The sequence below is a fragment of the Thermaerobacter nagasakiensis genome, assembly GCF_055396825.1.
Window position 1 is genome coordinate 2,327,528 of sequence record NZ_AP043740.1, and the last position, 25,739, is coordinate 2,353,266.

Sequence of the window (25,739 nt, forward strand, 5' to 3'; positions counted from 1 at the left end):
GGGCAGGCCGGTCCGGGCGAGCGCACCGGACCCCCGCGCCCGCGAGGCCCGAGCACAGGCATCTAGGCGAATTCCTTGGCAAACCAGACCCGGTCGTACCCGCCGGCGGGATCCGGATCGGCATCGAGCCGGTACGGGCGGTACCCGACCTGGTACCAGAACTCGATGGCCGGCGCGTCGCGCAATCCCGTCTGCAGGTGCAGGGCCCGGACCCCCTGCGGGCGGAGCCGGTCTTCCACCGCGCGGACCAGGGAGGTGCCGACGTCCAGATGGGAGTACTCGGGGTCCACCGCCAGCCCGTAGATCTCCCAGGCCTCCTGCCGGCCCGCCAGGGGCCGGGCCCGCACCACCCCGATCACCCGCCCGCCGTTGCGCGCCACCCACACCCGGCCCCGGCCGATGTCGTCCTGGACCCGCGCCAGGTCATCCTGCAGCGGCTCGGGGGCCACCGGGTACTTGCCCTCGTACCGCCGGAAGGCCCTGCGGGTGACCTCCAGCACCTGGACGGCGTCGGCCGGCGCGGCGGGTTCAACGCTCCACACGGCTCCACCCCACCCCTTCCCCTCCGGGTTGGCCGGGCACCGCGCTGCACCCGGTGCCGCGACACGCCACCATTGTCGACGACACGTTACGATTGTATCGAAACGCCGTGGCGGGATCCAAGGATGCCCAGGGACGGGCCCGCCCGCACCGGGGAGGGATCGCCATGAGCCTGTACCGGCTTGGTGACCAGGTGCCGCACGTGGCCCCCACCGCCTATGTGGCGCCGGGTGCCCGGGTGATCGGCCGCGTGGTCCTGGACGAGCACAGCAGCGTCTGGTTCGGCGCCGTCCTGCGCGCCGATCTCGACCTCATCCACGTGGGTGCGGGCAGCAACGTGCAGGACAACGCCGTTCTCCACGTCAACGCCGGGGAGCCCTGCCGCATCGGCCGGGACGTGACCATCGGCCACGGCGCCATCGTCCACGGCTGCACCGTGGAGGACGAGTGCCTCATCGGCATGGGGGCCGTGGTGCTGAGCCGTGCCCGCATCGGCCGCGGAAGCCTGGTGGGAGCAGGCGCCCTGGTTCCCGAGGGCAAGGTGGTCCCGCCGGGGAGCCTGGTGCTGGGCGTGCCGGCCCGGGTGGTCCGCTCCCTGACGCCGGAAGAACAGGCCGAAATCCGCGCCGCGGCGGCCCGTTACCGGGAGAACGCGCGGCGCTTCGCACGCGGCCTCGAGCTCCTTCCGGTCCCGCCCGCCGGGCCGGGAGGGCAGCCGGGCTCCTGACCGGCCGGCTCGCCGGCCATTCACCCGCGCCGGCCATCCCACCGCCGCCGGGTGGTGGACCGGCCGCCGGTCCGGCCTGCGACCGCCCGCGAACCGGCCGTGCCTCGGCCTGGGCCCCGGACAGCGCCCGCGGGCCCCGCAAAACAGCGCGGGGCAGGCGCCCTGACGCCCGCCCCGCCGGCTCGTTGCGCCGGTTTCGTCCGTCCCTGATCCGCCACCCACACCAGGCTTTCCGGGGCCTGCCGGGTCACGCACCAGACCCCGTCTCGCGTACCGGACCGGGTCTCACGACCGGGTCTCACGCACCGGACCGGGCCTCACGCCCCGGAGCCCATGAAGGCGTAGTGGGCGATGAAGATCGCCGCCAGGATCCACATGGTCACCGAGACCTCGCGGATGCGGCCCGTCACCAGCTTGAGCACCACATAGGACACGATCCCCAGCACCATGCCCGTGGCGATGCTGAAGGTCAGCGGGATGCCGAGCACGGTGAGGAAGGCCGGCAGGGCCTCGGTGATGTCGTCCAGGTCGAGCTTGCGGATCGGCTCCATCATCAGCAGGCCCACGATGACCAGCGCCGGCGCCGTGGCCGCGGCCGGGATCACGCCCGCCAGCGGCCAGAAGAACACGGCCAGCAGGAACAGGAGGCCCGTGACCACGGCCGTCAGGCCCGTTCGACCGCCCTGGCCGATGCCGGCGGCGCTCTCCACGTAGGTGGTGACGGTGGAGGTGCCCAGGCCCGCGCCGATGATGGTCGCCAGGGCGTCGCTGACCAGCACCCGCCCGACCCGCGGGAAGGTCCCGGTCCTCTCGTCGATCACGCCCATCTTGGTGCCCAGGCCCACCAGGGTGCCCGCGGTGTCGAACATGTTGACGAAGGTGAAGGTGAAGATCACCGTCAGCAGGCCCAGCTGCAGCGCGCTGCGGACGTCCAGCTGGCCCGCCACCTGGGCCAGGACGCCGAAGTCCGGCGCGCGCACCACGTCGGCCAGGCTGTGGGGCAGCCGGGTCAGCGGCTGCATGGCGCCGCTGGCGTCCGGGGCGTGGAAGAAGGCTCCCAGCAGCGTGGTCAGCAGCACGCCCCAGAGGATGGCGCCCTTGACGCGCCGGGCCATCAGGAGTGCCGTGATGACCAGCCCCAGCAGGGCCAGCACCGCCGGCCCCGAGCGCACGTCGCCCAGCGACACCAGGGTCGCCTCGTTGGCCACGATCAGCCGGGCCGAGCGCAGCCCGATGAAGGCGATGAAGAGTCCGATGGCCGTGCTGGTGGCCAGGCGGATGTTGAGCGGGATGTCGCGCAGGATCCGCTCCCGGATGGGCAGCAGGCTGATGAGCAGGAAGATGACGCCGTCCATGAAGACCGCACCCAGCACCGTCTGCCACGGGATGCCCTGCCCCAGGACCACGGTGTAGGCGAAGTAGGCGTTGAGCCCCATGCCCGGCGCCAGGGCGAAGGGCATGCGGGCGAACAGGCCCATGAGCAGCGTGGCGAAGCCCGACGACAGGGCCGTGGCCATGAGCACGGCATTGGGATCGAGCCCCGCCGCCCCCAGGATCTGTGGGTTGACGAACAGGATGTAGGCCATGGTGACAAAGGTGGTCACCCCGGCCAGGATCTCCGTCCGCAGGTCGGACCCGCTGGCCTGGATGGCAAAGAACCGGTCCAGCCAGCCGCCGCTGCGGCGCGGCACCGGCGCGGGTTGCACCTGCTGGCGCACCGCCACCGACATATCGTGAACCCCCTTCTGGATGAACCCGGCCGGTCGCCCGGCGGGCCGGCTCCGGCCTCTGCAGCCGCTGTCGCGGGCGGCCGGGTCCCGGAGAGATCGTGGGGAACTCCGGCTCCCGCCCCGGCGAGGCCTGCAACTCCGGGATATCATATCGTTGCATGCGAATCAACAAAGGTTGTTCGTATTATCTCGAACGAATGAAAGGATATTTTTCTTATTGTTTAGAAACGTTGACTGGCCGGCTTCTCGCTGCCATGCGGCCTGCACCTTAGGTGCGGCTGCGGCGCCACCCGGGGTGATGGCAATGAGAAGGAGCGCGGCTCGGCCGGCGCGACGGGTGGCCGCCAGCCGCGGCGCGCGCGCTTCGACTCGCCGTCCAGCCATGCCGGTGGCCGGCGGCGCCGCCGGGTATTCACACCGCCCCCCGGGATTCACTCTCCGCCCCGAAACTGCAAGCCTGAAAGGTCCTGCGGCCGTGCAGATTATGATCGGGAACGCCACCTGCCGCGTACCCGCTGTGCGGCCTCGGGACGAGCGCCTGTGCCGCCATGGCAGCCCTCTCCACGGGGTACGGACCGGCGGGAGTGACGGTCCCGGGCGGGTGGAGCGCCTGGTGCAACCGCTTCCAGGACCGGTGCGGGACGCGACGCGAGGTCGACGAGGTCGACCGGAAAGGCAAAAACCAGCCGGGTTCAGGCAGGCAAAAGCCGGCCGGCGGTACGGCAGGACGGCACAGCGGGCCGGCGAACCCGGCCGGGTGAACCGTCGGGCCGGGGTACCGGGCATGGGCTGGCCGGTGGCGGCGGCCGCGCAGGACGTACCGGAGCAGCGGGCGTGCGGGGCCGAGTTCGACCACCGAGGTGATTCCCATGGCGTTGGGTCAGAAGACCAACCGGCTGCTGATCAAGGAAGCGCACCCGGCCCTGGACAACCTGAAGTACGAGATTGCGGCCGAGCTGGGCTTGCCCGTTCACCAGGGTTCCGAAGACTACTGGGGTGATATTCCCGCCCGCCAGGCGGGTGCCGTCGGCGGCCACATGGTGCGGCGGATGATCGCCCTGGCCGAGCAGGCGCTGGCCAGTGGCCAGGCGCTGCCGCCGGACCCGAAGAAGTAAGCCGTCGCCCGCGAGGCCACAAGCGACGCCAAGAACCGGACGGGCGCACCCCAGGCGGGTGCGCCCCCTCGTTTGCCCCGGTCCCGTCACCCCCCGCCGCCCGCCCTCGATCCAGACCCGCTCGGACCTGCCCACCTGCCGAAAGCCCGCCCGCCGCGGGTGCCGGAGAGCCGTCACCCCCGCTGCCCGAAAACCTGCTGAATCCTGGTACAACGCTGCGCTTTTCGGAAGGAATACCCGGAAGCCTGGACGAATAGCGGGTAATCAAACCTCGATCCGGCGGCAAAGAGCTCGGGCGGGCGGCGACGGGCGGGCGGTTACGGGCGGGGCCGGCGCCAGGCGACGGCCCGCCGGGGGCGGCGCGGGGAACCGGAGCCGCGCCGGACGGCGCTGCAACCGCACCTCCTGGAGCGCGCCGGACCGACCTGGCGCGCGCCGCGCCGCAGCGGGCCGTACCGCCCGGGTGCCGGGTGCGCGCCGTAGCGCCCCCGGCGGGGTGCGCCGCCCCGGAGCCGCACCCCGCCGGCCTGAAGCCGCGCCGGAGCATGAGTACGGGAGGGCTTGCCTTGAAGGCACTGAATTTCTACTCCACGGTCTACCAGGCCAATCTGCTGGCGGCGGAAAAGCGCTGCACCATCCGCCTGGGCGACAAGCGCGACAAGTACCGGGAAGGCGATCTGGTCTGGGTGACCTACGGCAACCGCTTCGAACCCCGCCAGAAGCTTTTCACGGCGGTGATCGACCGGGTGGTGGTCAAGCCCCTGGGGCAGCTGACGGCGGCGGAGCTGGCGGCGGAAGACCCCAACCTGAAAAGCCCCGGGGAACTGGCGGGCTTCCTGGAACGGATCTACGACCGCCCGGTCTCCCTGGACGAAACCGTCAGCGCCGTCTTCTTCTCCCGTGTCCTGGAATGACCATTCTCAGTTTCAACCTGCTGCTCCGCGCCGCTGGGCCAGGATGTGCCGGACCACCCGCTCCCCGTGCCAGCGGCCGTTCTCGATGAAGATCTTGTTGGCGTCGTAGCCGGCGGCCACCACCCCGGCCAGGTAGACCCCGGGCACAGGCGTGGCCATGGTCTCCGGGTCGTGTCGGGGCTCGCCCGTGGCCGGGTCCACCGGGATCCCCAGCCGGTGCACCAGGGTGTGGTTGGGACGGTAGCCGACCAGCAGGAAGACGAAATCGGCTTCCAGCTGCCGCGGCTCGCCCGCCACCGCCACCCGCACCCGGCCGGGCTCGATGGCCTGCACCTCCGTGTTGTAAAGCACCGTGATGCGCCCCTTGTCCACCAGGCTGCGGAAGGGCGGCAGCACCCAGGGCTTGATGCGCTCGGACAGGGCCGGCCCCCGGTGGGCCAGGGTCACCTGGGCTCCGCAGCGGTGCAGGTCCAGCGCCGCCTCCACGGCCGAGTTCTGCCCGCCGACCACCAGCACCCGCCGCCCGTAAAACGCGTGGCCTTCGCGGTAGTAGTGGCTGACGTGGGGCAGGTCTTCCCCGGGGATGCCCAGGCGGTTGGGGCGATCGTAATAGCCCGTGGCCAGCACTACGTTCCGGGCCCGCAAGGTCCACAGGGGGCCTCCCCGCCGGGCGGCCCCGCGGCCCTCTCCGCTTTGGCCGCCCTCCCGGCCCTGGGCGGGCGCCGGCTCCGGCCCGCCCTCCTGCACGGCCTCCAGGGAGCCCGACGCCTCCGGCTCCAGAGGCGGCCAGGCGGCCACCAGGCGAGGGGCGGGCCGGGCGGTTACCAGGAACGTGCCGTCCGCCTCGCGCCGGGCGTCGACGACCTCGGTGAAGGTGTCGACCTGCAGGCCCAGGTGCTGGACCACCGCCCGGTAGTAGTCCAGCGCCTCCCGGCGGGTGGGATTCGCCCGCTCGGTGACGAAGGGAATGCCCGCAATGGCCAGGTTGTCGCTGGTGCTGAAGAAGTTCATCTGCAGCGGGAAGTGGACCAGGGAGTTGACGATGGCCCCCTTCTCCAGCACGCGGTAACGCAGGCCCGCCTTCTGGGCCGCCGCCGCGCAGGCCAGCCCGCAGGGGCCGGCGCCGATGATCACCAGATCATAGGGGGCTCCCGCCGGTGCCGGGCTTCCGCTGCCGATCGCCGGTTCCTCCGTGTTCACCATGTGACCTCCATGTTACCTCGATGTTGGCTCCCCGCCCGGGTCGTCACTGGCGGTCCGCCGGGACCAGGGGCCGCACGATCACCGTGCCGTAGACCACCCGGCGCGGGGCCGCGGCCACTTCCAGGACGGTGTGGGCCACGTCCTCCGGGCGCAGGGAGTAATCCCGGGGCGGCGTGCCGCCGAAGTGGGTCTGCACCGAACCCGGGCAGACGGCGGTCACCCGCAGCTCGTAGGGACGCACCTCCTGGCGCAGCGTATCGGCCAGCGCCATCAGGCCCCACTTGGACGCGCAGTACCCGGCGCCGTTGACGAAGGTGGTGGTCCCGGCCACCGACGAGATCATGATGATGTGACCGTCCCGCCGCTCCATCATATGGGGCAGCACCGCCTGGCTCCAGAGGAAGGGCGCCTTGAGGTTGACGGCCATCATCTCGTCCCAGGCCGCTTCGTCCAGCTCGGCCACCGGCGCGAAATGGCCCACCCCGGCGTTGTTCACCAGGATGTCGATGCGGCCCCAGCGCTCCAGGGTCTCCCGCACCACCTCCCGGGCGGCCGCCGCCGAGGTGACGTCGGCCACCCGCGGGACGAACCGGCCCCCGGCGCCGGCCGCCGCCAGATCCCGCGCAAGGGCCTCAAGGGCGCCGGCCGACCGGGCGACGCCCACGACCCTGGCCCCCTCGGCGACAAACCCGCGGCTGATGGCCTCCCCGATCCCTCGGCTGGCCCCTGTCACGATGGCCACCTTGTCCTGCAGTCGTCCTGGCATGGATGCCCCTCCCGCCGTAAAAGATGCCGCAAAAGGTCCTCCGTCCTTTGCCGTGGCGGGCCCCGGCCCGCGTCCCGCCGCGGGCCGCAGGGGAAACGCACACCCCGCCAGCTACCAGCAAGAAGATGCCGGCCAGAGGGCGCCGGCGAGACGCGCGGGCCGGCAAGGCGCGCCCGCCACCGCGCCCCGGCGAGCGTGCGCCGGCGACGCGCGGGCCGGCAAGCCGCGCCCGCCACCGCGCCCCGGCGAGCGTGCGCCGGCGACGCGCAGGCCGGCGAGCCGCGCCCGCCACCCCGCTCCGGTCGATGGGTGGCGTGAAGCCGAGCCGGCCAGGGTGCACCCCCGGCGTGCCCCGCCAGGCGCCTGGCGTCAGCGTGCACCGGCCGGGGCTGGACCCTGCCACCGCCCGGCGACCCGGGCCTGCTGGCCATGTGCGATCCCAAGCATACGGCTGTGCGGTTCCATCTTACCGCAGGACGGAAGGATCAGGCGGGCCGCAAGGGCCCCGGTTGCTGCCGGCCTGGGGCCCCCTGGATCCCTGCGCCGCCGCCCGGGCTTGTGGCGGGAGGGATCGCGGTGCTAATGTTGGAGCCGTCAATCCCGGGCAGTGGAACGGGTCGAGGCAGTCGATCCGGGCCGAGAAGCGGCGGCCCGGGCAAAGGACGGCGACGCGGTGTGACGGACGGGCAGGAGCCGGCAACCCATTCCAAGCCGCACGAAACGGTGACGCTCCCCTTGCCCCAGGAGGCAGCAGGTCCGAGCGCCGGCGGCCGCACCGCCGCCGGAGACACCGGGAGCGCCCAGGGCACCCGTCCCGGAGGAACCGGGCCCCGCGGCCAGCAAGCCGCTGCGGGCCGCCGGCCGGCGGCAGCCCGCGGAGGCCAGGATGAGCCGGCCGGCGGGTTCCGCCGGTTCTGGCGGTTCTACCTGCCCCTGGCTGCCAGCGACCTGCTCATGGGCGCTTCCGAGACGGCGGTCAACGCCGGCATCGCCCGCCTGGCCGCGCCGGACCTCTCCCTGGCGGCCTACGGCGCCGTGATCGCCACGTGCCTGCTCATCGAAAGCCCGGTGATCATGCTGCTTCATGCCGGCAATGCCCTCGCCACCCATCCCCAGGCGCTCTGGCGGCTCCGCCGGTTCACCCTGCTGCTGGCAGGGGCCCTGACGCTCCTCCACGGGGCCCTGGCCTTCACGGGCCTGTTCGACCTGTACTTTGGGCGGACCCTGGGCTTGGACGGCGAGCTGCTGGCCCTGGTGCGACCGGCCTTCACGGTGATGCTGCCCTGGACGGCGGCCATCGCCTGGCGGCGGCTCCATCAGGGGCTTTTGATTCGCCACGGCCACACCGCCGTGGCCAGCCGGGGCACCGTGATCCGGCTGGCCACCCTGGGGACCGTCCTGGCTGCCGGCGGTTCCTTGGGCATGCCGGGCGCTCTGGCCGGGTGTTCTGGCCTGGCCGCGGCCGTGACCGCCGAGGCCGCATACGTGCATGCCTGCGCCCGGAGCTGGCTTCGGCGCCACTGGCCGCCAGGCGGCGTCAGGGAAGCCTACGAGGGTACGGGAGCGGAGAACACGGGCGAACAGGACGCCGCCCCCGGAGAGGCCGTCCGGGCAGGCGGCCACCCGGCCGGCGAGGCCGGAGGGCTGAGCTGGCGAGGCCTGTTGGGCTTTTACATCCCCCTGGCCCTTACCAGCGTGACGACTTTCGCCGCCCGCCCCGTGCTCACCGGCCTCCTGGCCCGGGCCGCCGATGCCACCGTGGCCCTGGCCGCTTGGCCCGTGACCTGGAGCACGGTGCTGCTCTTCATGCTCCCCATGCGCACCGTGGAGCAGGTGGCCATCGCCCACGGCGAAGACGGCGCGTGGCGGGCCGTCCGGGGCTTTGCCTGGCGGACCGGGCTGGGTGGGGCGCTGGTCATGGCCCTGCTGAGCGCCACGCCGGCGGCCGGGGCGTATCTGGCCGGCGTGGTGGCCGTTTCCGGGGAGGTCGCCGCAGCGGCGCGCTGGGGTCTCCTGGCGATGATCCCCGTTCCCCTGGTCGTGGCTCTTGCCTCCTGCGAGGCCGGGCGGCTGGTCCGCACCCGGCGGACCGTTTTCATCCACCTGGCCGCCCTGGCCAACGTGGGCGTACTGACGGCCACGGCGTTCCTGGTCCGGCTCCTGGCCCCGGCCCTGCCGGGCACCGTGATCGCCGCCGTGGCCCTGCTTGCCGCTTATGGGGCCGAATGGGCCGTCCTGGCCGCAGGCACGGCCATGGTGGCTCGCGCCCCTGCTCCCCTGCGACACGGCGCGCCCGCGTGAAGCCACGTGTCACGACCACCATGCGGCCACCCGTCAAGCCAAGCAGGAAGCACGCGCTACGCTACGGGTGCCCACGCCCGCCCGGAGAGCGACCTGTTGCAGCATGCGCTTCCGTTTTCGGTTCCGTCTGTGTGCGTGGGACCCTCCCGGGGCGCGTCCCCGGTGGAGCTGCCGGCAGGCGAGGCCCGCCGCCGGCACCTCCGGCGGCCCCGTCCGTCCCGGGATCCCCAAGATCACGGACCCGGCCGGCGATCTTGTCCTTCCCGGCGCGGGTTGCCGGGTCCCCGGGCGATCCGGTGGGCGCGGCGGAGGGCTTCCGTGGACTGGCGGGTCGCTTCATCGCCCGTGCGGCCGCCCGGCGCCGGCCCGTAGGTTGCTCCCCACAGCCGGGCGGCAGCGGCCGATTGCGGTCCCGGGACGCCGCCGTCCACAGGGACCACGGGACCGCCTTGCCCCTGCTCGATCCCCTGGCCTCCCTGCCCCTGCCCCCTGGCCTGGGGGCGGTCTGGCGAATGGTTCCGGCGACGGTCCGGACGGGCCGGTGCGGCCGGCGGCGACTCCCGCTCCTGAGGCGCTGCGGGCATGGTTTCACCCCCGGCCTAGTATGGCTCCCAGGCGGCCGGTCGCTGCCGCCCCGGCCGGCCAGCACCGCCACCGCAGCCGCCCTCCGAGGCCGCCGCAAACCGTCCCCGCCGGAGGCCGTTCACCCGACGGGCATAGCATCCCCCGTGGCCAGGAAATAAAGGTAAGCCTCCTTGACGGGACGGCCTGTGATCTCCGCCAGCGCCCGCCGGTAGAAGCGCACCTGACCGGCATAAAAGGCCGCCAGCTGTTCGATGGACCGTTTCCGTGGCTCGTCGGTCTTGAAGTCCAGGAGGAGCAGGCCGTCCTCCTCGTCGACAAAGCAGTCCACAATGCCCTGGACCACCACCAGATCGCCCGCAGGGACCGGCCTTGCGGACATCCTGCCGGCCTTCTCTGCACCCGCCTCCTGCACACCGGCCTCCTGCGCGGCCGCCTCCAGGGCCGGCACCAGATCCGGGTACATCTCCACCGCCGGCACGCCCAGGGTGAACATCCACTCGCGGTAGACCCGGTCCGGACGGTGCAGGAGGCGCCGGCCCAGCGGGCCGGCAAAGAACCGCGCCAGGGCTGCGACGTCGACGGCAGCGGCTTCCGCCGGCGCCAGCAGCCGGCGGGCGACCAGGCTCTCGATTTGCCGTTCGATGGACCGCAGGTCCATCGGGCCGGCCAGGTCGAGGTGCTGCAGGACCCGGTGGGTGGCGGTGCCCCGGGCGGCCCCCGTCACCGCGGCAGCCGTCGCCGGTTCGTCCGGCCGGGCGGGCTCCGCCCCCGGGGGCGTTCCATTCCAATGGAAGCGGGGCTGGCGCAGGCCCCGCCGCAGGTCGGCAGGGAGCGGATATGCCTGCCATTCCGGATCGTCCTGCCCCTTCAGCTCGCTGACCGAGCGCTTGGCGAACCGGTTGGCCAGAGGCGCGTATGGATACCGCCAGCGCAACCGCCGGCGCAGGGCCTCGACCGCTTGCCCGTCGACGGCGCCGGCGGGCAGGGGCTGCCCGCGGACCAGCGGCTCCAGCCAGCCGGGGGCCGGGGTGCCACCGGTCCTCTGCCCGGTGCCCGGTGGCGCCGGCGCCACCGGTTCGTCCCGTTGCCCGTCCGCCGGTCTCTCCGCGTGAATCGACTCCGGGTCCTGGGGGCCGGGAACCGCCGAGGGGCCCGCCGCCGCGCCGGGCGTCGCCGGTGGACGCAGCCAGACGGTCCAGCGCCAGCGCGAGGTCCACCCCTCCCCGGCCTGCCCCTCGCTGCCGGCAGCCGGCTCGAGCGGGCTGGGGGCCATGGCCAGCTGTCGCAGGGGCGCGGCATCGGGGTGCGGGATCAGGGCCGGACCCAGCCAGTCCAGGTAGCGGGTAGCCCCTTCGACCGCCTCCGCCGGCAGGGGCCGGTCGCCACCGGCCAGTGCGCCGCCCGCAGCGGCCCACCACCGTGCGGCCGACGCGGGCAGGTCCCGGGCGGACCCCACCAGGATGAGCCGTTCCCGGGCCCGGGTCAGGGCGACATAGAGGATGCGGAGTTCTTCCGCCAGGGTGTCCAGCCGCTGCTGGGTCCGCACCGCCTCATAGGCCAGGCTGGGGTAGCGGATGCGCAGGTCCGGGTCGGCCACTTTCAGGCCGAGCCCCAGGTCCCGGTGGATCAGGGCGTGGCCGCGGTCGAACTGGAACTCGACGCCCAGGTCCGCCACGACCACCACGGGGAACTCCAGCCCCTTGCTCTGGTGGATGGTCATGACGCGGACCACGTCGTCGTTTTCGCCCAGGGCCGGTGCGGTACCCAGGTCGTCCCCCCGTTCCCGCAGCCGGTCGATGAACCGCAGGAAGCGGAAGAGGCCCTGCCGCGCGAACTGGTCGAACTGGCGAGCCCGATCCCGCAGCGCCTCCAGGTTGGCCCGCCGCTGCTCCCCTGCGGGCAGGCCCGACACGTAGGCCAGGATGCCCGTCTCGTCGTACAGCTGCTGGATGACCCGGGAGAGCGGGTACCGCCGGGCAGCCGATCGCCACCGGGAAAGGTCGGCCAGGAACCGCCGCAGGCGGGCGGCCAGCGGGTCCTGAGCCGCTTCCCCATCCCCGCCCGCCTCCCGGACCGTGGCGCTTGCACCGGCGTCGACCCCAGCGGCACTGCAGCCGTGGGCTGCACTGCCGGCGTCCTGCGACGGGGAGAGGCCCTCCATGTCCTGCCCCGCCGCGCCCACCGGAGCCTCGGCTTCGGGATCCCATCCGGCCACCCGGCAAGCTGCTTCATAAAAGGACAGGCCGGGTCCAGCCAGGCGGATGCGGGCCAGATCACGGGCGCCAAGTCCCACCACCGGCGAGCGCAGGACGGCCGCCAGGGCAATGTCCTGCCGCGGGTTGTCCAGCACCTGCAGCAGGGCCAGCATGACTTCGACCTCGGGAGCCACCAGGTAACCCGTGCGGGAGCGGGAATAGACCGGTACACCCTCCCGGTCCAGCACCTCGACGAAAGTCGAGGCCCGCAGGCGGGCACTGCGCAACAGGACCACCACGTCCCGATACCGGACCGGGCGATAGGCATTCTGTTCGGGATCCCAGATGAGCAGCGGCGGCTGCCGGCCGGTGCCTTCGACCAGCTCCCGAATCCGCCACGCCACCAGCCGGGCTTCCCGTTCCAGGGCCGTCAGGTCCGCCGCTTCCTCGACGCTCAGGCCGTCATCCTCGTCCCCGGCCGGCGGCTCGGCCGGGGTTTCCTCCGGGTCGGCCCTGCGGGTCCCGGTGCCGCCGGTCCTGGCGCCGGCGGTGCCGGGCGACAGGGACCCGGCAGGGTCGAAACCGGCCCCTCCCTCGAGGCGGTCCGGCCAGTCCTCATCCAGGGCCTCGGGCTTCCGCTCGAGAAGGTAGACCTCAACGGGCGCCTCCCCGCCGGAGGCCCCCGGAGGCAGGTCCGGGTACGGGACACCGGGGTTGAGCCGGGCTTCCTCGTCGTAGGCCAGGCCGCCCAGTTCCGGCACCATGATGCGGCGGAAGAGGTCGTTGACCGCCGCCAGGACCGCCGGCCGGCTGCGGAAATTGGCGTTGAGGTCGATGCGCCAGCCACGGCCCGAGGCCGCTTCCGGGTCCCCGGCGCCAGGCGGTTCCACCCCGGCCGCCCCGCCGGCCGTTTCCGGACCGCGGGCCGGGGCCGCTCCGCCTCCGCTGGCACCGCCTCCGGCGGCATCGCCCGGCCCCGGCGCCGGCGGGTACGCCCGGTAGCGGGCCAGGAAGATGGCCGGCTCGGCCTGGCGAAATGCGTAAATGCTCTGCTTGACGTCCCCCACCATGAAGAGGTTGAAGGGAACCTCCTCGCCATCACCGGCCACCAGCTGGAGGATGGCGTCCTGCAGCGGGTTGATGTCCTGGTACTCGTCCACCAGGACCTCCTGGAAGAACCGGCGCAGCTCCCGGGCCACGGGCGACGGGCGGAGGACGCCGGCGGGCGCCTCCGGATCCGCCAGGACCTGGAGGGCATAGTGCTCCATGTCGGCGAAGTCCATGAGACCCCGGTCGCGCTTGGCGGCCCGCAGGGACCGGGCAAAATCCCGGCACAGGTCCACCAGGGTCCGGACGTAGGACTGCAGCCGCGCCAGGTCGGCGGCCACCTCCGCGGGAGCGCGGCTCCACATTCCCTGGGCCAGATCCCGGACCTGGTCCTTGACCTGGTTGCGTCCCTTCTGGATGCGAGCATGCATCGGATCCTGGGATTGGGGGTTGCGGGGCAAGCGCGGCCAGTCCCCGGCCGCCTGGGCCACCAGCCGACCGGCCGCCTCCCAGCCGGCCCCCTCCAGTTCCCGCGCCAGGGCCTCCAGGCGCCGGGCATCGTCCTCCAGGGTTTCGGCCCACACCGCCGGGCCGCCGGGCTGCCGGCACTGGGCGGCCAGGCCCGCCAGGCGGCGGGCGTGGCGCTGGAAGGCCCTCACCAGCCCCTGCCGGGCCACGGCAAACCAGGTGCTCTGCTCCAGGGCGGAGGCGCCGTCCCGGTACATCCGGGCCAACCCGTCCAGCCACGCCTCGGGCCACGGCCGGGCATAGGCGCTATCGTACAGGTCGAGGACCAGCTTCCGCACCGACTCGTCGCCGCGGCCGCCGCCGTACGCCTCGACCAGCGCCAGGAAATCGGGAGCGGCCTGGGCATACCTCCGCTCGAACACCTCGTCCAGGACCTCGAAGCGCAGCAGCTGGGCCTCGTGCTCACCGGCCACCCGGGTCGCGGGGTCAAGCCCCAGGCGGTAGAAGTACTGCCGCGTGATCCGCAGGCAGAAGGAGTGGACGGTGGAGATGCTGGCGCGCCCCAGCAAGGCCAGTTGCCGCCTCAGCCGGGCGTCGTCGGGATGTTCGGCCAGGGCTTGCTCGAGCCGGTTCCGGATCCGCTCCTTCATCTCCGCGGCGGCCGCCTCGGTGAAGGTCACCACCAGCAACCGGTCGATCTCCACCGGGCTGGCGGGGTCCAGCAACCGGCGAAGGATGCGCTCGACCAGGACGGACGTCTTGCCGGAACCCGCCGCCGCGCTGACCAGCAGGTTCCGTCCCCGCAGGGAGATGGCTTGCAGCTGGGCATCCGTCCAGCGGCGGCGGGAAGCCGCCTGACCGGCCGCCGGACTCATCCACCTTCCCCTCCTTCCCGGCCGTCCCTCTCCGTGCCGCCGGCCCCCTCGAGGCGTTCCCAGACGTCCCGGGCGCTCAGGGGCCGGATGGTCCGGTAGTGGTTTCCGGGGACCCTCGGGTCGAACTGGCACACGGCCCGGAAGCGGCAGGTGCTGCAGGGCGATTCGTCCCGGAGACGGTAGGGAGCCACATCCGCCCGCCCCGCCAGCATCGCGCCGGCCATGGCCCGCACCCGGCCCTCCACGTGCCGGAAGAGGGCCTCAAGCCGCTCGGGGCCCAGCACCCGGGAACGGGCATCGGGGCGCCCGTCCTTGCGGAACCGGACCGGCACCAGGGTATCGAGCTGATCCCGGGGCCCCAGGGCATCGATGACCTCGTCGTCGTCCAGCACCCACCCCTGGGGCCGCAACTGCTTGACGGCCCGGAGCCGGGCGATCTCCCCGGCGTCGAGGGGGCCCTTGACGTCCAGGTACGGGTCATGGACGGGGAAGAAGAGCAGCCCCGCCGGCTCGGGGTCGGAGGCCGGCCCACCGGCGGTGGGGCCGCACCCGCCCGGCATGTTGCTCAGCAGGCGCCGCCCGGCCCGGGTGGCCACCAGCAGGTACAAGGGCAGCTGCAGGGACAGGCCGTAGTAGACCCGGTCCAGGGGCAGGTCGCGGGAACTGCTCTTGTAATCGATGACGCGGAGGAACCAGCGCCCCGACGGGCTGGAGGCCGCGTCGATCCGGTCGATCCGGCCCCGCAGCGCCAGGTGCTCGCCGGGTCCTACCCTCCACGGCGCGGCCGGCAGCACGGGACTCTCGGGCCCGAAATCCACCTCCACGGCCACCGGCCGGAAGCGACCCTGGCGCGCATGGTGGGCCAGGCGCGAGGCCGTCTTGACCAGAATCCGCCGGGCGGTGGCCAGCAGGTGCTTCTGGTAGGCGGTGCTGGTGGCCAGCTCTTCCGCCAGGCGGGGCCGGAGGGCTTCCACTGCCTCTCCCACCAGCTGTTCCAGCGCCGCCTCATCCAGGTCAGCCCAGTCCAGACCCCGTTCCCACACCCGCCGCGCCAGCAGGCTCAGGGCGGCGTGGTAGATCCGGCCCAGTTGCGGCGCGTCCAGGCGGCTGATCTCCCGCTCCTTCAGCCCCAGGCCGTGGGCGGCAAAGTGCTGAAAGGGACAGGCGGCCAGCCGCTCCAGGCGGCTGACGCTGGTCCGGACCTCCCATTCCGGGCCCCGGGGCCGCGCATAGAGCTGGCGGGCCAGATCCTGGCCCAGCGGTTCCACCTGGTTGGAATGGACCAGGGACTGGAGGGCCTGCAAAGCCCGAGGGCGGGCCTCCGGCTCGGTCACCGCCCACTGGTAGAGGATTCGCCACCCCGCTGCGGCCGGCTCGCCGGCTGCGGGCGAACCGGCTTGGCGTCCCAGCATCCGCACCAGCTGGTCAACGGCCTGGGAGGCCGTGGCCACACCCTCGGGCCCCTCCACTACCGCCGGCGTCACCGCGAGGGCGGGGAACAACACCCGCAGGCGGCGGGTCAGCCAGGCCGGCGTGATGGCCCGCCCCTCCTCGTCACCCAGGGGATAGCTGACCCAGAGCCGGTCCCTTGCCCGGGTCAGGGCGACGTAGGCGTGGTACTGCTCGTGCAGGGCCCGGATGCGGCCCGGGGGATTGAGCTCCAGGCCGGCCTGGGCCAGCTCCTCCCTCTCCCCGTCGGTGAAGATGGCGTCGTCGTCGATCCGCCGCGGAAAGGCGTCGTCGGTGGCGCCCAGCAAGAAGGCGACCCGGGCACTGGGGTGGCGCGACCGTTCCACGCTGCCGGCCACCACCTGGTCCAGGCCGGGAGGGATCAAGCCCACCCGTAACCCCTCCATGCCGGCCTCCAGGACGCGCAGAAAGTCCGCCAGGGTCAGGGGGAGATCGGGAAGGCTGGTGGCCGCCTGCTCCAGCAGGTCGCCGATCCCGTTCCAGACCTGCAGGTGCTCCTGGGCGGCCTCCAGATCACCTGCTCGTTCCGCCTCCTCGCTCCAGCGCAGGATCTGGCCGGGCACGTCCAGGTCCAGCAGCAGCTGGTGAACCGCCTCCGCCAGGGTCTTCACCGGCACGGGCTGGCGCCGGGCCGCGGCGACGCGGTGGTGGAAGTTGCGCAGGGCCGCGGTGGCCTCTTCCCGGATCCGGTTGATCGCCTCGAGTTCCGCCTGCCAGGCCGGATCGTCCGCCTCCTCCTCGTCCAGGGCGAAGCGGCGGCGCCAGCGCCACGGCTGGCCGCGGTACCAGAGCGAACCGCGAATCCCGAAGGCCAGGACGTAGTTCTCCAGGCGGTCCACCGCACCCCGGGCCACGGGAACCAGGTCCGTCTTGAGGTAGCGGAACACCGCCTCGTAGGGCCAGTCCGCGGCCACGACCTCCACCGCCGCCCGGACCAGTTCGACCAGGGGATGATGGCCGACCGGCCGCCGGCGATCGATGAAAAGGGGTATGCCGTGCTCGGCGCAAGCCGCACTGATCAGATCGTGGTAAGCGTCCAGGTCCCGGACGATGACCACCATGTCCCGGAACCGGTACCCCTCTTCCCGGGCCAGGCGCAGCATCTCCCGGGCCGCCGCCGCCACCTCGGACCGCCGGTCCGGCGCCGCCACCACCGTGATCCCATCCGGTGCACCGGTAAAACGGCGTCCCGGGAACCGGAAGAGTTCCCGCTCCAGGTGGGCCAGGGCCGGGTTGCGAAAGCGGGGCAGCCTCTGGCCCGCGCCCTCCGGCGGCAACGTCACGGCCGGCTCGACGGTCACCCGCTGGCGGCGCGCCAGTTCTAGCAGCTGGCGGGCCGTCTGCCAGGTGGGGTGGAACAGGGTCGCCGCATCCGGGTCATGGCTTCCATGCGGCGTCGCGCCCGCACCGGGTCCCCCCGGCGGCTGCCCCCTGACCGCCCACGCTGCCTCTGCCGGGTCCAGGCAAAGGGTCACCTCGACCCGGTCCGCGACCGCGAGCAAGGCCCCCAGGACCCGCAGCTCACCCGGTGTGAAGCCCGTGAACCCGTCGACCCAAATCCGGGCCCCCCGCAACCAGGTGCAGTCGCCAAGTCGCCGGGCCACGCTGTCCAAGGCATGGACGGGATCGGCCAGCCCCTTGTCCTCCAGGTAGCCCTGATACGCCTCCAACAGGAGAGCCAGGTCGTGCAGCTTCACGGCCAGCAGGCCCTCCCGGCCCTCCGCCAGCCAGGCTTCCCGTTGCCGGCGCAGCGCTTCGGCGTCGATACCGAAGGCGGCCAGTTCGGCCAGGGTGGTGACCATGCGGTCGATGAAGCCCGGACGGTCGGCTACCCGGTGAAACAACTGCAGGCGGTGCGCCTCGCGGGAGAGAAGGGCCCGCAGGATCAAGCGCTTGCCCAGCTCGCTGACGGCCGGGCGTGTGGCACCGCCCGTCTCCTGCTGAACCCACCAGGCCAGGCGCTGGAAGCTGGCGACCCGCGCCCGTGCGAAGCCGGCGCGTCCTGTCCGGTGACGCACCGCGGCCAGCAGGGCCTGCTCCATCTGAAAGGTGGCCTGTTCGGGCACCAGCAGCACAAGGGCGGGTCCGGAAACATGCCCGCCTTCGGCTGCAGCCACCGCTTCCAGGCAGTAGTGGGTCTTCCCGGACCCCGCCCGGCCCAGGACCAGCCGCAGGCTCACTGGCCCGACCCTCCCCTGCCTGTTGCGGTGTCGACCCCGCCGTCCCGTCCCATCGCCCCGCCGCGGACCTCGACGGCCTTGCCCCAGGTGGCCAGGATCTGGCGGTGGGAGAGCAGGATCACCTGGCGGTCCGCAGCGAGAGCGTCCATGATCCCGCGGGCTTCACCGAGGCGCCCGTCGTCCCAGTGGACGAAGGGGTCGTCCAGGATGAAGGGAATGTTCACGTCGCCCGCGAGCAGATCGGCAACGGCCACCCTCAAGGACCAGTAGAGCTGGTCGCGGGCTCCCTGGCTGAGCTGCTCGGGCACCACCGGTGTACCGTCGGGTTCCTGGACGGAGACCCGGAATCCCCCGTCGAGGACCACCCGGCGGCCCGGCCGGCCGGTCAGCCGGCTGAAGTAGCGGCTCGCTGCATCCTCAAGCCGCTGGCGGTAGGCCCCGTGATACGCCTCCACCGCGGCCTCCAGGTGGCGATAGGCAAGTACCAGGGCATCCAGCTCGTCCTGAAGGGCTTCCCGCTGCCGGCGCAGTTCCGCCAGCTCAAGTTCCGCCTGGGCGATGTTGATGGGCTCGTCCCGCAGGTAAGACTGCTCCCTGGAGGCCAGGTCGCGGTACGTGCCGTCCGCCGCTTCCAGCGCCGCCTCCAGCCTGGCTTCTTCGGCCGCCAGCCGGGCCAGGGCCTCCCTGGCCCGGTCCGGGTCAAGGTCCTTCAGTTCCAGGTCGGGATCCTGCCGCGCCAGCTCCTCGATGGCCTTCAGATCGAGGAGGGCGGCATCCCGCTCCTCGGCCGCCCGCACCCGGAGGGCCTCTTCATTGGGCACCTCCCAGGCGGAGAGAAGCCCTTCCAGCTCCTTTTCCCTCTCCCGCCGCCGGCTCCGGTGGCGCGTATACTCCAGCCACTCCTCCCGGGCCCGCCCGGGATCCCCGCCCGCAGGCTCCAGGAGAACGCGCCACTGCTGTCGCAGGCGGCCGACCTCCGCCTCGACCGCCTCCAGGTCCTGGCCCAGGCGCTCCGCCCTGCCCCCGGCCGCCAGCGCCTCCTGCTCGCCCTCGGACTCCAGTCGCTCCAGTTGCTCCACCACGGCGGGCGGCCAGGCTGGCACGGCCGCAGGATCGGGCCCTTCCCCGGCATCCCAGCTGGCCTCGAGAACGGCCAGCCATTCCGCCATCCGCTCATTGATGCGGCGCCAGCGGGCAGCCTCCAGGGCCGGCTCCTCCCAGAACAGGGGGTCCCAGCCAGTGAGCCATTCCACCAGGATCCGGGCGCTCTCGGGAGGAACCGGCTCCGCCCCGGCTCCCGTACCAGGGCCGGCTTCGGGCCCGGTCCCGGCCCCCTCCGCGGACCCGGCCGGGCCGCTTCCCGCCTGGACCGTGGCGGCCGCCGGGCGACCGGGCGGGAGGGGCGCGGCCAGCCCGGCCGCCACCTGGCCCGCCGCCTCGCCGCCGCCGGGGGCGGCAACCGTGGCCGCCAGCCGCCACCACGCTCCCGGCCTGCCTGAACCAGCCGGCCCGGTTCCAACGCCGTCCGGGCCACCCGGCCCCCCCTCCCGGCCCCACAACCGGCCGGCCAGGGTCCGGGCCTCGCCTTCCGCCTGGCGGCCCAGCCGGCTCACCGCCTCCCACCAGGCCAGCACCCGGGGTAGATCGGCCAAGGGGCGACCTGCCAGGAAGGGGGTTGCCCACCGGTGCATGGCATCCAGGCGGGCCCGAGCTTCTTCCAGCTGCCGGCTCACCTCGCCGGGCTGGCGCATCGCCAGCTGGGCGCGGCGCCTGGCCAGCTCTTCGCGCCGGGCCTCCCATTCCCGGTAGCGCCGCTCCAGCCTCGCCAGCTCTTCCGGCGGCAGGCCGGCCCAGACGCCCAGCCGGGCGCCGACCTCCTCGAGACGGCGGCGAAAAGCTTCCTCACCGGCCGGGTTGGCAGGCGGCCGGCCACCCGCCACCAGCCGCCAGGCGAGAGCCCCGGCGGCCAGGGCCACCACCACGGCCACGGCCGCTACGGCCCCGCCTGGGAGGTTGCTCCTTGCACCGGCCACCGCCGCCAGCATTCCCGTCACGGCGGCCGCCAGAAGACCAACCCGAATCCCCAGGCCTCGTCGCCGCCGCGCTTCCGCCTGCAGGCGCTCCGCCTCGGCCTGCCGGCGCTGCTCCTCCGCCTTCAGCTGGAGCATTTCCAGCGCTGCGGCGGCCACGCCGGCGTTCCACCCCCGCACGTCGGCGTAGGCATCGGCGACGGCCGCCTCATCGGCCTCCAGTGCGTCCAGCGCCTCTCGCCGTGCCCGCTCCTCCGCCTCGAACACCGCGATCTGGCGCTGCAGCTCCGCCTCCTGGCGGGGCAGGTCCCGCAGTCGCTCCAGGTCGGCCGCCGGGGCCGCGGCCAGGCGGGGTACCCGGCCGGCAAGGCGGGCCACTGCCTGGCCGACCTGGGTCAGGAAGTGATGGCGATGCCAGGCCGCCAGCAGCGAGCGGGCCGCCGCCTGGCGCTGGCGGGCCCTGGCCTGCTGCTGCTGCTGCCGGAGGGCCGCCAACTGCCTTTCCGTCTCCTGGAGGCGATCCAGGCCCGAGAGGGGATTCCCGTCCCCGTCGCGGTCCAACGCATCCCAGCCGGGCCAGCGGCGGCTCTCCTCCCGTTCCAGCAGGGCGATGTCGGCCTGCAGCCGCCCGGCCTGTTGAGCCGCCTGTTCCATCTGCAACCGTCGCTCCAGGCGGTTGCGGTAGCGGTCAACCCGCCGCTGCCACTCCCTCCAGGCCTCCTGGCGTCGCCGGCAGCGGTTCAGCTCGTCCCGGAGCCCCTGGCGGCGCTGCTCCAGCTCCGCCAGTTGCTGCCGCACCTGTTCCAGGTCGTCGGCCGCCAGCCGGTCACGGCGAATGGCCTCCTCCAGCTGGCGGATCTGGGCGTCGAGCTGTTCGATGGCCCGGTCCTGCCGCTGGTTGTGGGTCGTGATGCCGAGGTCCCGGGTGGCCCGGGTCAGCCCCTTGATGCTTTCGAGCAGCCAGGTCAGAGCGGCCGACGGCGAGCGGGTCCCGGCGCCGGCCAGCATCTCCTGCACTTCCTGGGCCAGGCCGGGGCGCTGCCCCTGGCCTTCCGGTGCGGGCAGCGGCTGCTCCAGGCAGTAGACCTGGAGCAGCACGTGGCGGGACGCTACCCCCAAAAGCCGCCGCAGGGCCTGCTCGTACCCCTCGGCCGGCCGGCTGGCCGCCGGGTTGTGGGTGCCAGTCCATACCTCGACCGCCCGCCCGCCGTCGAGGTGCAGCAGGCGGACCCGGTGGCGCTCGAAATCCCGTACGACGCGGTACCGGTGGCCATCGGCGGCCGTGAACTCCAGTTCGCCCTCGAAGCGGCGGGCTCCCGCCCAGTGCCGGTAGCGGGCCTGGCCGTACCGGGTGGGGTCGTTGGAGCCCGGAAGCCCGAAGAGCACCGCCACCAGGCCTGCCAGAAGGGTCGACTTGCCCGATTCGTTGGGCGCCACCCAGTGGGACAGGCCCTCCGGGAAGCGGAACTCCACCTCGTCGCGGAAGGGTCCGAAGCCACGCAGCACCAGGCGGTGCCAGCGAACCGGATGCCCGTTGCCGGGGCCCGCCCCGGGCACCTCCGCAGCCTCCGCCCGGCCCGCCGCCGGGTCCCCCCCCTGCCCACCGGGGCCGGATTCCCCAGGGGACCCTTGCTCCAGGGGCCGGTGGCCTTCCGGACCGGCTCCGGCCGGCAGCTCAAAGACCTGGCTCACCGTGCCTGTCCCTCCCGCATCAGCGCCTGGACCCCCAGGCGCAAGGCCCGCTCCACCACCCGGCGCCGCCGGGGTTCGGTTTCGCCCTCCAGCTGATCCAGCAAACGCCGCACGAACAGCCCGGTGATGGTCGGTTCCCGGGACCATTGCAGAAGGTCGTCCCAGCGGACGGGTTCGGTGGCATCGTGGATCTCCAGGTGGAAGAACCGGGTGGCGTGTTCGGCCTGCAGCGCGGGCCCGTCGACGGCGAAGGCCGGTGTGCCATGCAACTCGAGACGCAGGATCCGGTCGGGCGCGGCCAGGCTGGCCAGGTAGGAACCCAGTTCGGCGGCACTGCCGAAGGTACCGGCGTCGATGCGCAGGGTCTCCACCGGCTGCACCGGGACCGGCTCCCGCCGGACGGCCACCACTCCCCGCCCCGGCTCCACCTCCACCAGGGTGAAGGCCCCCGTCCCAGGGTCGTCAAACCCCTTGCCCTCCACAGCCCCGGCATACACCGCGGGGGTCCGTCCCAGGCGTTCCTCGAGGGCCTGGTGGATGTGGCCGAGGGCCACGAAGTCGTACCCCGCCCGGGCCAGGGCCTCCCGGTCCAGGGGCAGGCTGCGGTCGCCGCCCCAGTGCCCCAGGGTGCCGTGGAACACGGCCACGTGGAGGCCCGGTTCGTCCAGCCGAGGGAAAGCCGTCAAGGGACTTCCCGCCGGTGTGACCCCGCCCGTGTAGGCAAGACTGTAGATGTGGACGGGAAAGCCGGCTACGGCCAGGGTCGCCACGGGCTCCGGCAGGGGGTTCTGGACCAGCACGCCCGGCCAGGCGGCGGCAAAGCGCCGGTACACCGAGTCATGGTAGGTGATCTCGTCGTGGTTGCCGGGCACGGTCACCACGGGGACCCCAGCGGCCTCCAGCCGCCGCAGCTGGCCGATGACCTCCTGCACCAGCGACTCCGGCGGCCGGTGGGTTTCGAACAGGTCCCCGGCGATGAGCACCAGACCCACTTGATGGCTGGTCTCAAGGGCGTAATCCACCGCCCGGGCCAGCAGCCGATCCCGGCGGCGCCGGCGCTCGGCGGCCCGGTCCGGCGCCATGAAACGCGGTTCCCATCCCAGGTGGAGATCCGCCAGGTGCAGGATGCGAAACAAGGCTTGTCCCCCCCAGCGGGCAAACGCAGGTCTCAGGTTCCCACCGGCCGTGCGCGCACGAGGCCGGCCGGCGGTGTCATGAGCGCCGGCCCGTAGATCGATCAACTGGATATAGGTTACAGAACACGTGTTCCGTGGTCAAGCCCCGATGTGACCAAGGCGGCGCCGCCGGTCCCACTGCCGCCCTTCTCAAGCCGTCGCCGGCCGGTTGCGGAACCACAGCCTGGGCGCCTCCCAGGAAGCGGCACCTGGCTCCCTCCGGCTAGATCCAGCGGCCCCGTTGCCGGGTCCATTGCCGGTAGCGCAGCCCCACGGTCACCATGGCCGCCACCGCGGCCAGCACCCTCCACCCTGGCAACCGGCCGGCCAGCATGAACGCCAGGCCCAGGGGAAAGCCGACGATGCCGACCCACGGCGTCCGCCGGCGCCACAAGGCCACCACGCAGCCGGCCAGCAGGGCGGGGATCAGGGCGCCGGGTGCCAGGTACACGGTGGCGCCGATGGCACTGGCCAGGCCCCGGCCCCCCGGCCGCAGGCACCGCTGCAGCGGCCAGTTGTGGCCGGCCACCGGAGCCGCCGCCGCAGCCACCAGCCACCATCCCTCCCCGGCCAGGTGGTCGACCAGCGCCACGGGCAGCAACCCCTTGGCGAAATCGAAGGCGAATACCGCCAGCCCCGCTGCCGGGCCGGCCTGGCGCCAGGTGCCCGCGGTGCCGGGTTCGTCCCCCAGTTCCCGAGGCGAGGCGCCCCGGCGACACCGCACCAGGTACTCCGCGGGCAGCACCCCGCCCAGGAGATACCCCAGCAGGGGGACGACCCAGATCCACGCCGGCACGGCCGGTTCGGCCGGCCAGGCCATGGCGAACCCCCGGCCCATGCCTCTCCCCTTCCCCTTCCCCTTCCCCTCCGCCACCGGCCGCCTCGCCTGCTCCTCCGGGAACCCCTTCGCCCGGGAACCCCTCCTCCGGTGGCAGGTCCCTTGCCCTCAATGGTCCGCCGGGCCCGGTGCGGCCGGCCCCGTGGTCTGCCAGCCGAACGGCCCGCCGGCGCCCGGCCCCCCGTCACCGGCACCCCCGGATCCCGTCCCGGCCCCCTCGCCGCTCCCTGGGACCGGAGCGGCCTCTCCAGCACCTCCCGTTCCGGACGCGGCCGCGGGCCCCCCGGAAGCCGGCAAGGGCCCCGCCAGCTTCCGCACCCGCACGGCGGCGATGCGCAGGCCTTCGCGGCGTTCCACCGACAGGTACCAGCCCCGGTGCTCGAATCCCTCCCCGGGTTCGGGCAGCCGGCCCAGGTTGTACAGGAGGAACCCGGCCACCGTCTCGTAGTGGGGGCTGGCCGGGATGTCCAGATCCAGGCGCTCGTTGGCGTCTTCGATGGACGTGTCCCCTTCCAGCACCCATTCGCTGGCCGTCACCTGCCGGCTGCCCGGCAACCCGCCGGCCATCTCGCCCACGATCTCGTCCAGCAGGTCGTCCAGGGTGACGAGTCCCGCCACCCCGCCGTACTCGTCGACCACCACGGCCAGCCGAAACCGGTCCCGCTTCATTTCCTTGAGCAGATCCAGGGCCGGTTTGGTCTCCGGGACGAAGCGGACCGGTTGCAGCAAGCCTTCCACGGTGTCAGGGCCATCCCCTTCCACCATGGCCCGCAGGAGGTCGTGGGTGCTCACCTGACCGACGATGTCGTCGGGCCCTTCCCCCGTCACCGGGTAATGCTCGAACCCCGCCCTCAGGGCCCGTTCCACCGCCTGGGAAAGGGGCAGGTGCCGCGGCAGCGTGTGCATCTCGGGCCGGGGCACCATGACCTGGCGGACGATGCGGTCGCCGAAGTCGAACACGCCTTCGATCAGCTGCTTCTCCTCCGACCGCAGGTCCTGGTGCTCGGCCACGTAGAAGCGGATCTCCTCCTCCGTCAGCCCCCGCTCCTGCACGTCGGCACGGCCCCCCAGGGCCCGCACCACCAGGTTCGTCGAACGGGCCAGCAGCGCCGTGAAGGGCGCCGCCAGCCGGGCAAGCATGGCGATGGGCCGGGCCACCCTCAGGGCCAGGCCCTCCGGGTTCTGCAACGCCAGCCGCTTGGGCGCCAGCTCGCCCAGCACCAGGGTGACGTAGGAGATCACCACGGTGACCAGGGTGACCGCCACGGAAGTGGCGACCCCCGGCGCCAGTCCCAGGGTCCGCAGCCAGGCGGCCACAGGCTGGGCCAGGGTGACGGCCGCCGAGGCGCTGGCCAGGAACCCGGCCAGGGTGATGCCGACCTGGATGGTGGCCAGGAACCGGCTGGGGTCGGCCATCAGGCGCTGGGCGACCCGGGCGCCCCGGTGCCCCTCCTCCGCCAGCTGGTGGATGCGCGCATCCCGGGCGGCGATCACCGCGATCTCGCTGGCGGCGAAGAAGGCGTTGACCAGCACCAGGACGGCGATCCACAGCAGCTCCGGCAGGATCTCCGCCAAGGGCGCCTGCCTCCTTCTTCCCGCGGGGCGGTCGGGACGCCCACCTGCCTGGGACCGTGAGGGGGGCCGGTGATCCCCGGCCACCAGGGTCCCGCGGTCCCCCGGCGAACCGCCCGCTGGTGAAAGGTCATTCTACTGCGAATATATCCTGCCGGCCGGTGTCGCAGGTAAGGGGCCCAGGTGGGGGCGGGGTCCAGGCCAAGAGGGCTCCTCAGGCGGAGGACCCGGCTGCAGGTACCCGAGGACGGGAAGGTGCCTCGGGCCGGGGGGCCCGGCTGCGGAAGGTGCCCCAGGCCGGGGCGGGATCCCAGCG

At 73.1% G+C, this 25,739-nt stretch carries 15 protein-coding genes; 4 read left to right on the forward strand and 11 right to left on the reverse strand.

Going from position 1 to position 25,739, the window contains the following annotated elements; translation table 11 throughout:
- Positions 1-62: 62 nt before the first annotated feature.
- A complete protein-coding gene (locus ACZ5T9_RS09940) occupies positions 63-542 on the reverse strand; it encodes a GNAT family N-acetyltransferase (protein ID WP_464832892.1) in 480 nt (159 codons plus the stop codon).
- A 164-nt stretch (positions 543-706) separates the two neighbouring features.
- Between ACZ5T9_RS09940 and ACZ5T9_RS09945 the strand changes: the two genes are divergently transcribed.
- On the forward strand, positions 707-1,267 hold the full coding sequence (locus ACZ5T9_RS09945) for a gamma carbonic anhydrase family protein (RefSeq protein ID WP_464832894.1): 561 nt from the start codon (positions 707-709) through the stop codon (positions 1,265-1,267).
- Positions 1,268-1,584: 317 nt separating this feature from the next.
- Here the strand turns inward: ACZ5T9_RS09945 and ACZ5T9_RS09950 are convergent, their stop codons facing one another.
- On the reverse strand, positions 1,585-2,997 hold the full coding sequence (locus tag ACZ5T9_RS09950; RefSeq protein WP_464832895.1) for an NCS2 family permease: 1,413 nt from the start codon (positions 2,995-2,997) through the stop codon (positions 1,585-1,587).
- A gap of 869 nt (positions 2,998-3,866) precedes the next feature.
- On the opposite strand from ACZ5T9_RS09950, the gene ACZ5T9_RS09955 reads away from it, so the two are divergent.
- Both ACZ5T9_RS09955 and ACZ5T9_RS09960 read left to right on the forward strand, forming a co-directional pair.
- On the forward strand, positions 3,867-4,112 hold the full coding sequence (locus tag ACZ5T9_RS09955) for an alpha/beta-type small acid-soluble spore protein (protein WP_006904017.1): 246 nt from the start codon (positions 3,867-3,869) through the stop codon (positions 4,110-4,112).
- Positions 4,113-4,678: 566 nt separating this feature from the next.
- Positions 4,679-5,026 (forward strand): ASCH domain-containing protein, encoded by a 348-nt coding sequence (locus tag ACZ5T9_RS09960; protein WP_006904018.1) that lies wholly within the window; start codon positions 4,679-4,681, stop codon positions 5,024-5,026.
- Positions 5,027-5,038: 12 nt separating this feature from the next.
- On the opposite strand, the gene ACZ5T9_RS09965 is transcribed toward ACZ5T9_RS09960, so the two are convergent.
- Both ACZ5T9_RS09965 and ACZ5T9_RS09970 read right to left on the reverse strand, forming a co-directional pair.
- Positions 5,039-6,229, reverse strand: coding sequence for an NAD(P)-binding domain-containing protein (locus ACZ5T9_RS09965; RefSeq protein ID WP_464832896.1), 1,191 nt, complete (start codon positions 6,227-6,229; stop codon positions 5,039-5,041).
- A gap of 43 nt (positions 6,230-6,272) precedes the next feature.
- Positions 6,273-6,995, reverse strand: a complete 723-nt coding sequence (locus ACZ5T9_RS09970) for an SDR family oxidoreductase (RefSeq protein ID WP_464832897.1) — start codon at positions 6,993-6,995, stop codon at positions 6,273-6,275.
- Between the two features lie 675 nt (positions 6,996-7,670).
- Here ACZ5T9_RS09970 and ACZ5T9_RS09975 point away from each other — a divergent pair.
- Entirely contained in the window at positions 7,671-9,296 is a 1,626-nt protein-coding gene (locus tag ACZ5T9_RS09975; protein ID WP_464832898.1) for a hypothetical protein, read from the forward strand.
- Positions 9,297-9,529: 233 nt separating this feature from the next.
- Here ACZ5T9_RS09975 and ACZ5T9_RS09980 read toward each other — a convergent pair whose 3' ends face one another.
- The 7 genes from ACZ5T9_RS09980 to ACZ5T9_RS10010 all read right to left on the reverse strand — a co-directional run bounded on the left by ACZ5T9_RS09980 (position 9,530) and on the right by ACZ5T9_RS10010 (position 25,426).
- Positions 9,530-9,880: a hypothetical protein gene (locus tag ACZ5T9_RS09980; protein ID WP_464832899.1), complete on the reverse strand. Its 351-nt coding sequence runs from the start codon at positions 9,878-9,880 to the stop codon at positions 9,530-9,532.
- Between the two features lie 119 nt (positions 9,881-9,999).
- Positions 10,000-14,466 (reverse strand): UvrD-helicase domain-containing protein, encoded by a 4,467-nt coding sequence (locus tag ACZ5T9_RS09985; RefSeq protein ID WP_464832901.1) that lies wholly within the window; start codon positions 14,464-14,466, stop codon positions 10,000-10,002.
- Positions 14,463-18,116, reverse strand: a complete 3,654-nt coding sequence (locus tag ACZ5T9_RS09990) for a PD-(D/E)XK nuclease family protein (RefSeq protein ID WP_464832902.1) — start codon at positions 18,114-18,116, stop codon at positions 14,463-14,465. The genes ACZ5T9_RS09985 and ACZ5T9_RS09990 overlap by 4 nt, the downstream gene beginning before the upstream one ends.
- A complete protein-coding gene (locus ACZ5T9_RS09995; protein WP_464832904.1) occupies positions 18,113-21,838 on the reverse strand; it encodes an AAA family ATPase in 3,726 nt (1,241 codons plus the stop codon). Before ACZ5T9_RS09995 ends, ACZ5T9_RS09990 begins: the two co-directional genes overlap by 4 nt.
- Positions 21,835-22,974: a metallophosphoesterase family protein gene (locus ACZ5T9_RS10000; RefSeq protein ID WP_464832905.1), complete on the reverse strand. Its 1,140-nt coding sequence runs from the start codon at positions 22,972-22,974 to the stop codon at positions 21,835-21,837. Before ACZ5T9_RS10000 ends, ACZ5T9_RS09995 begins: the two co-directional genes overlap by 4 nt.
- Positions 22,975-23,236: 262 nt before the next feature.
- Entirely contained in the window at positions 23,237-23,851 is a 615-nt protein-coding gene (locus tag ACZ5T9_RS10005) for a glycerol-3-phosphate acyltransferase (protein WP_464832906.1), read from the reverse strand.
- A gap of 108 nt (positions 23,852-23,959) precedes the next feature.
- A complete protein-coding gene (locus tag ACZ5T9_RS10010) occupies positions 23,960-25,426 on the reverse strand; it encodes a hemolysin family protein (RefSeq protein ID WP_464832907.1) in 1,467 nt (488 codons plus the stop codon).
- Between the last annotated feature and the right edge of the window lie 313 nt (positions 25,427-25,739).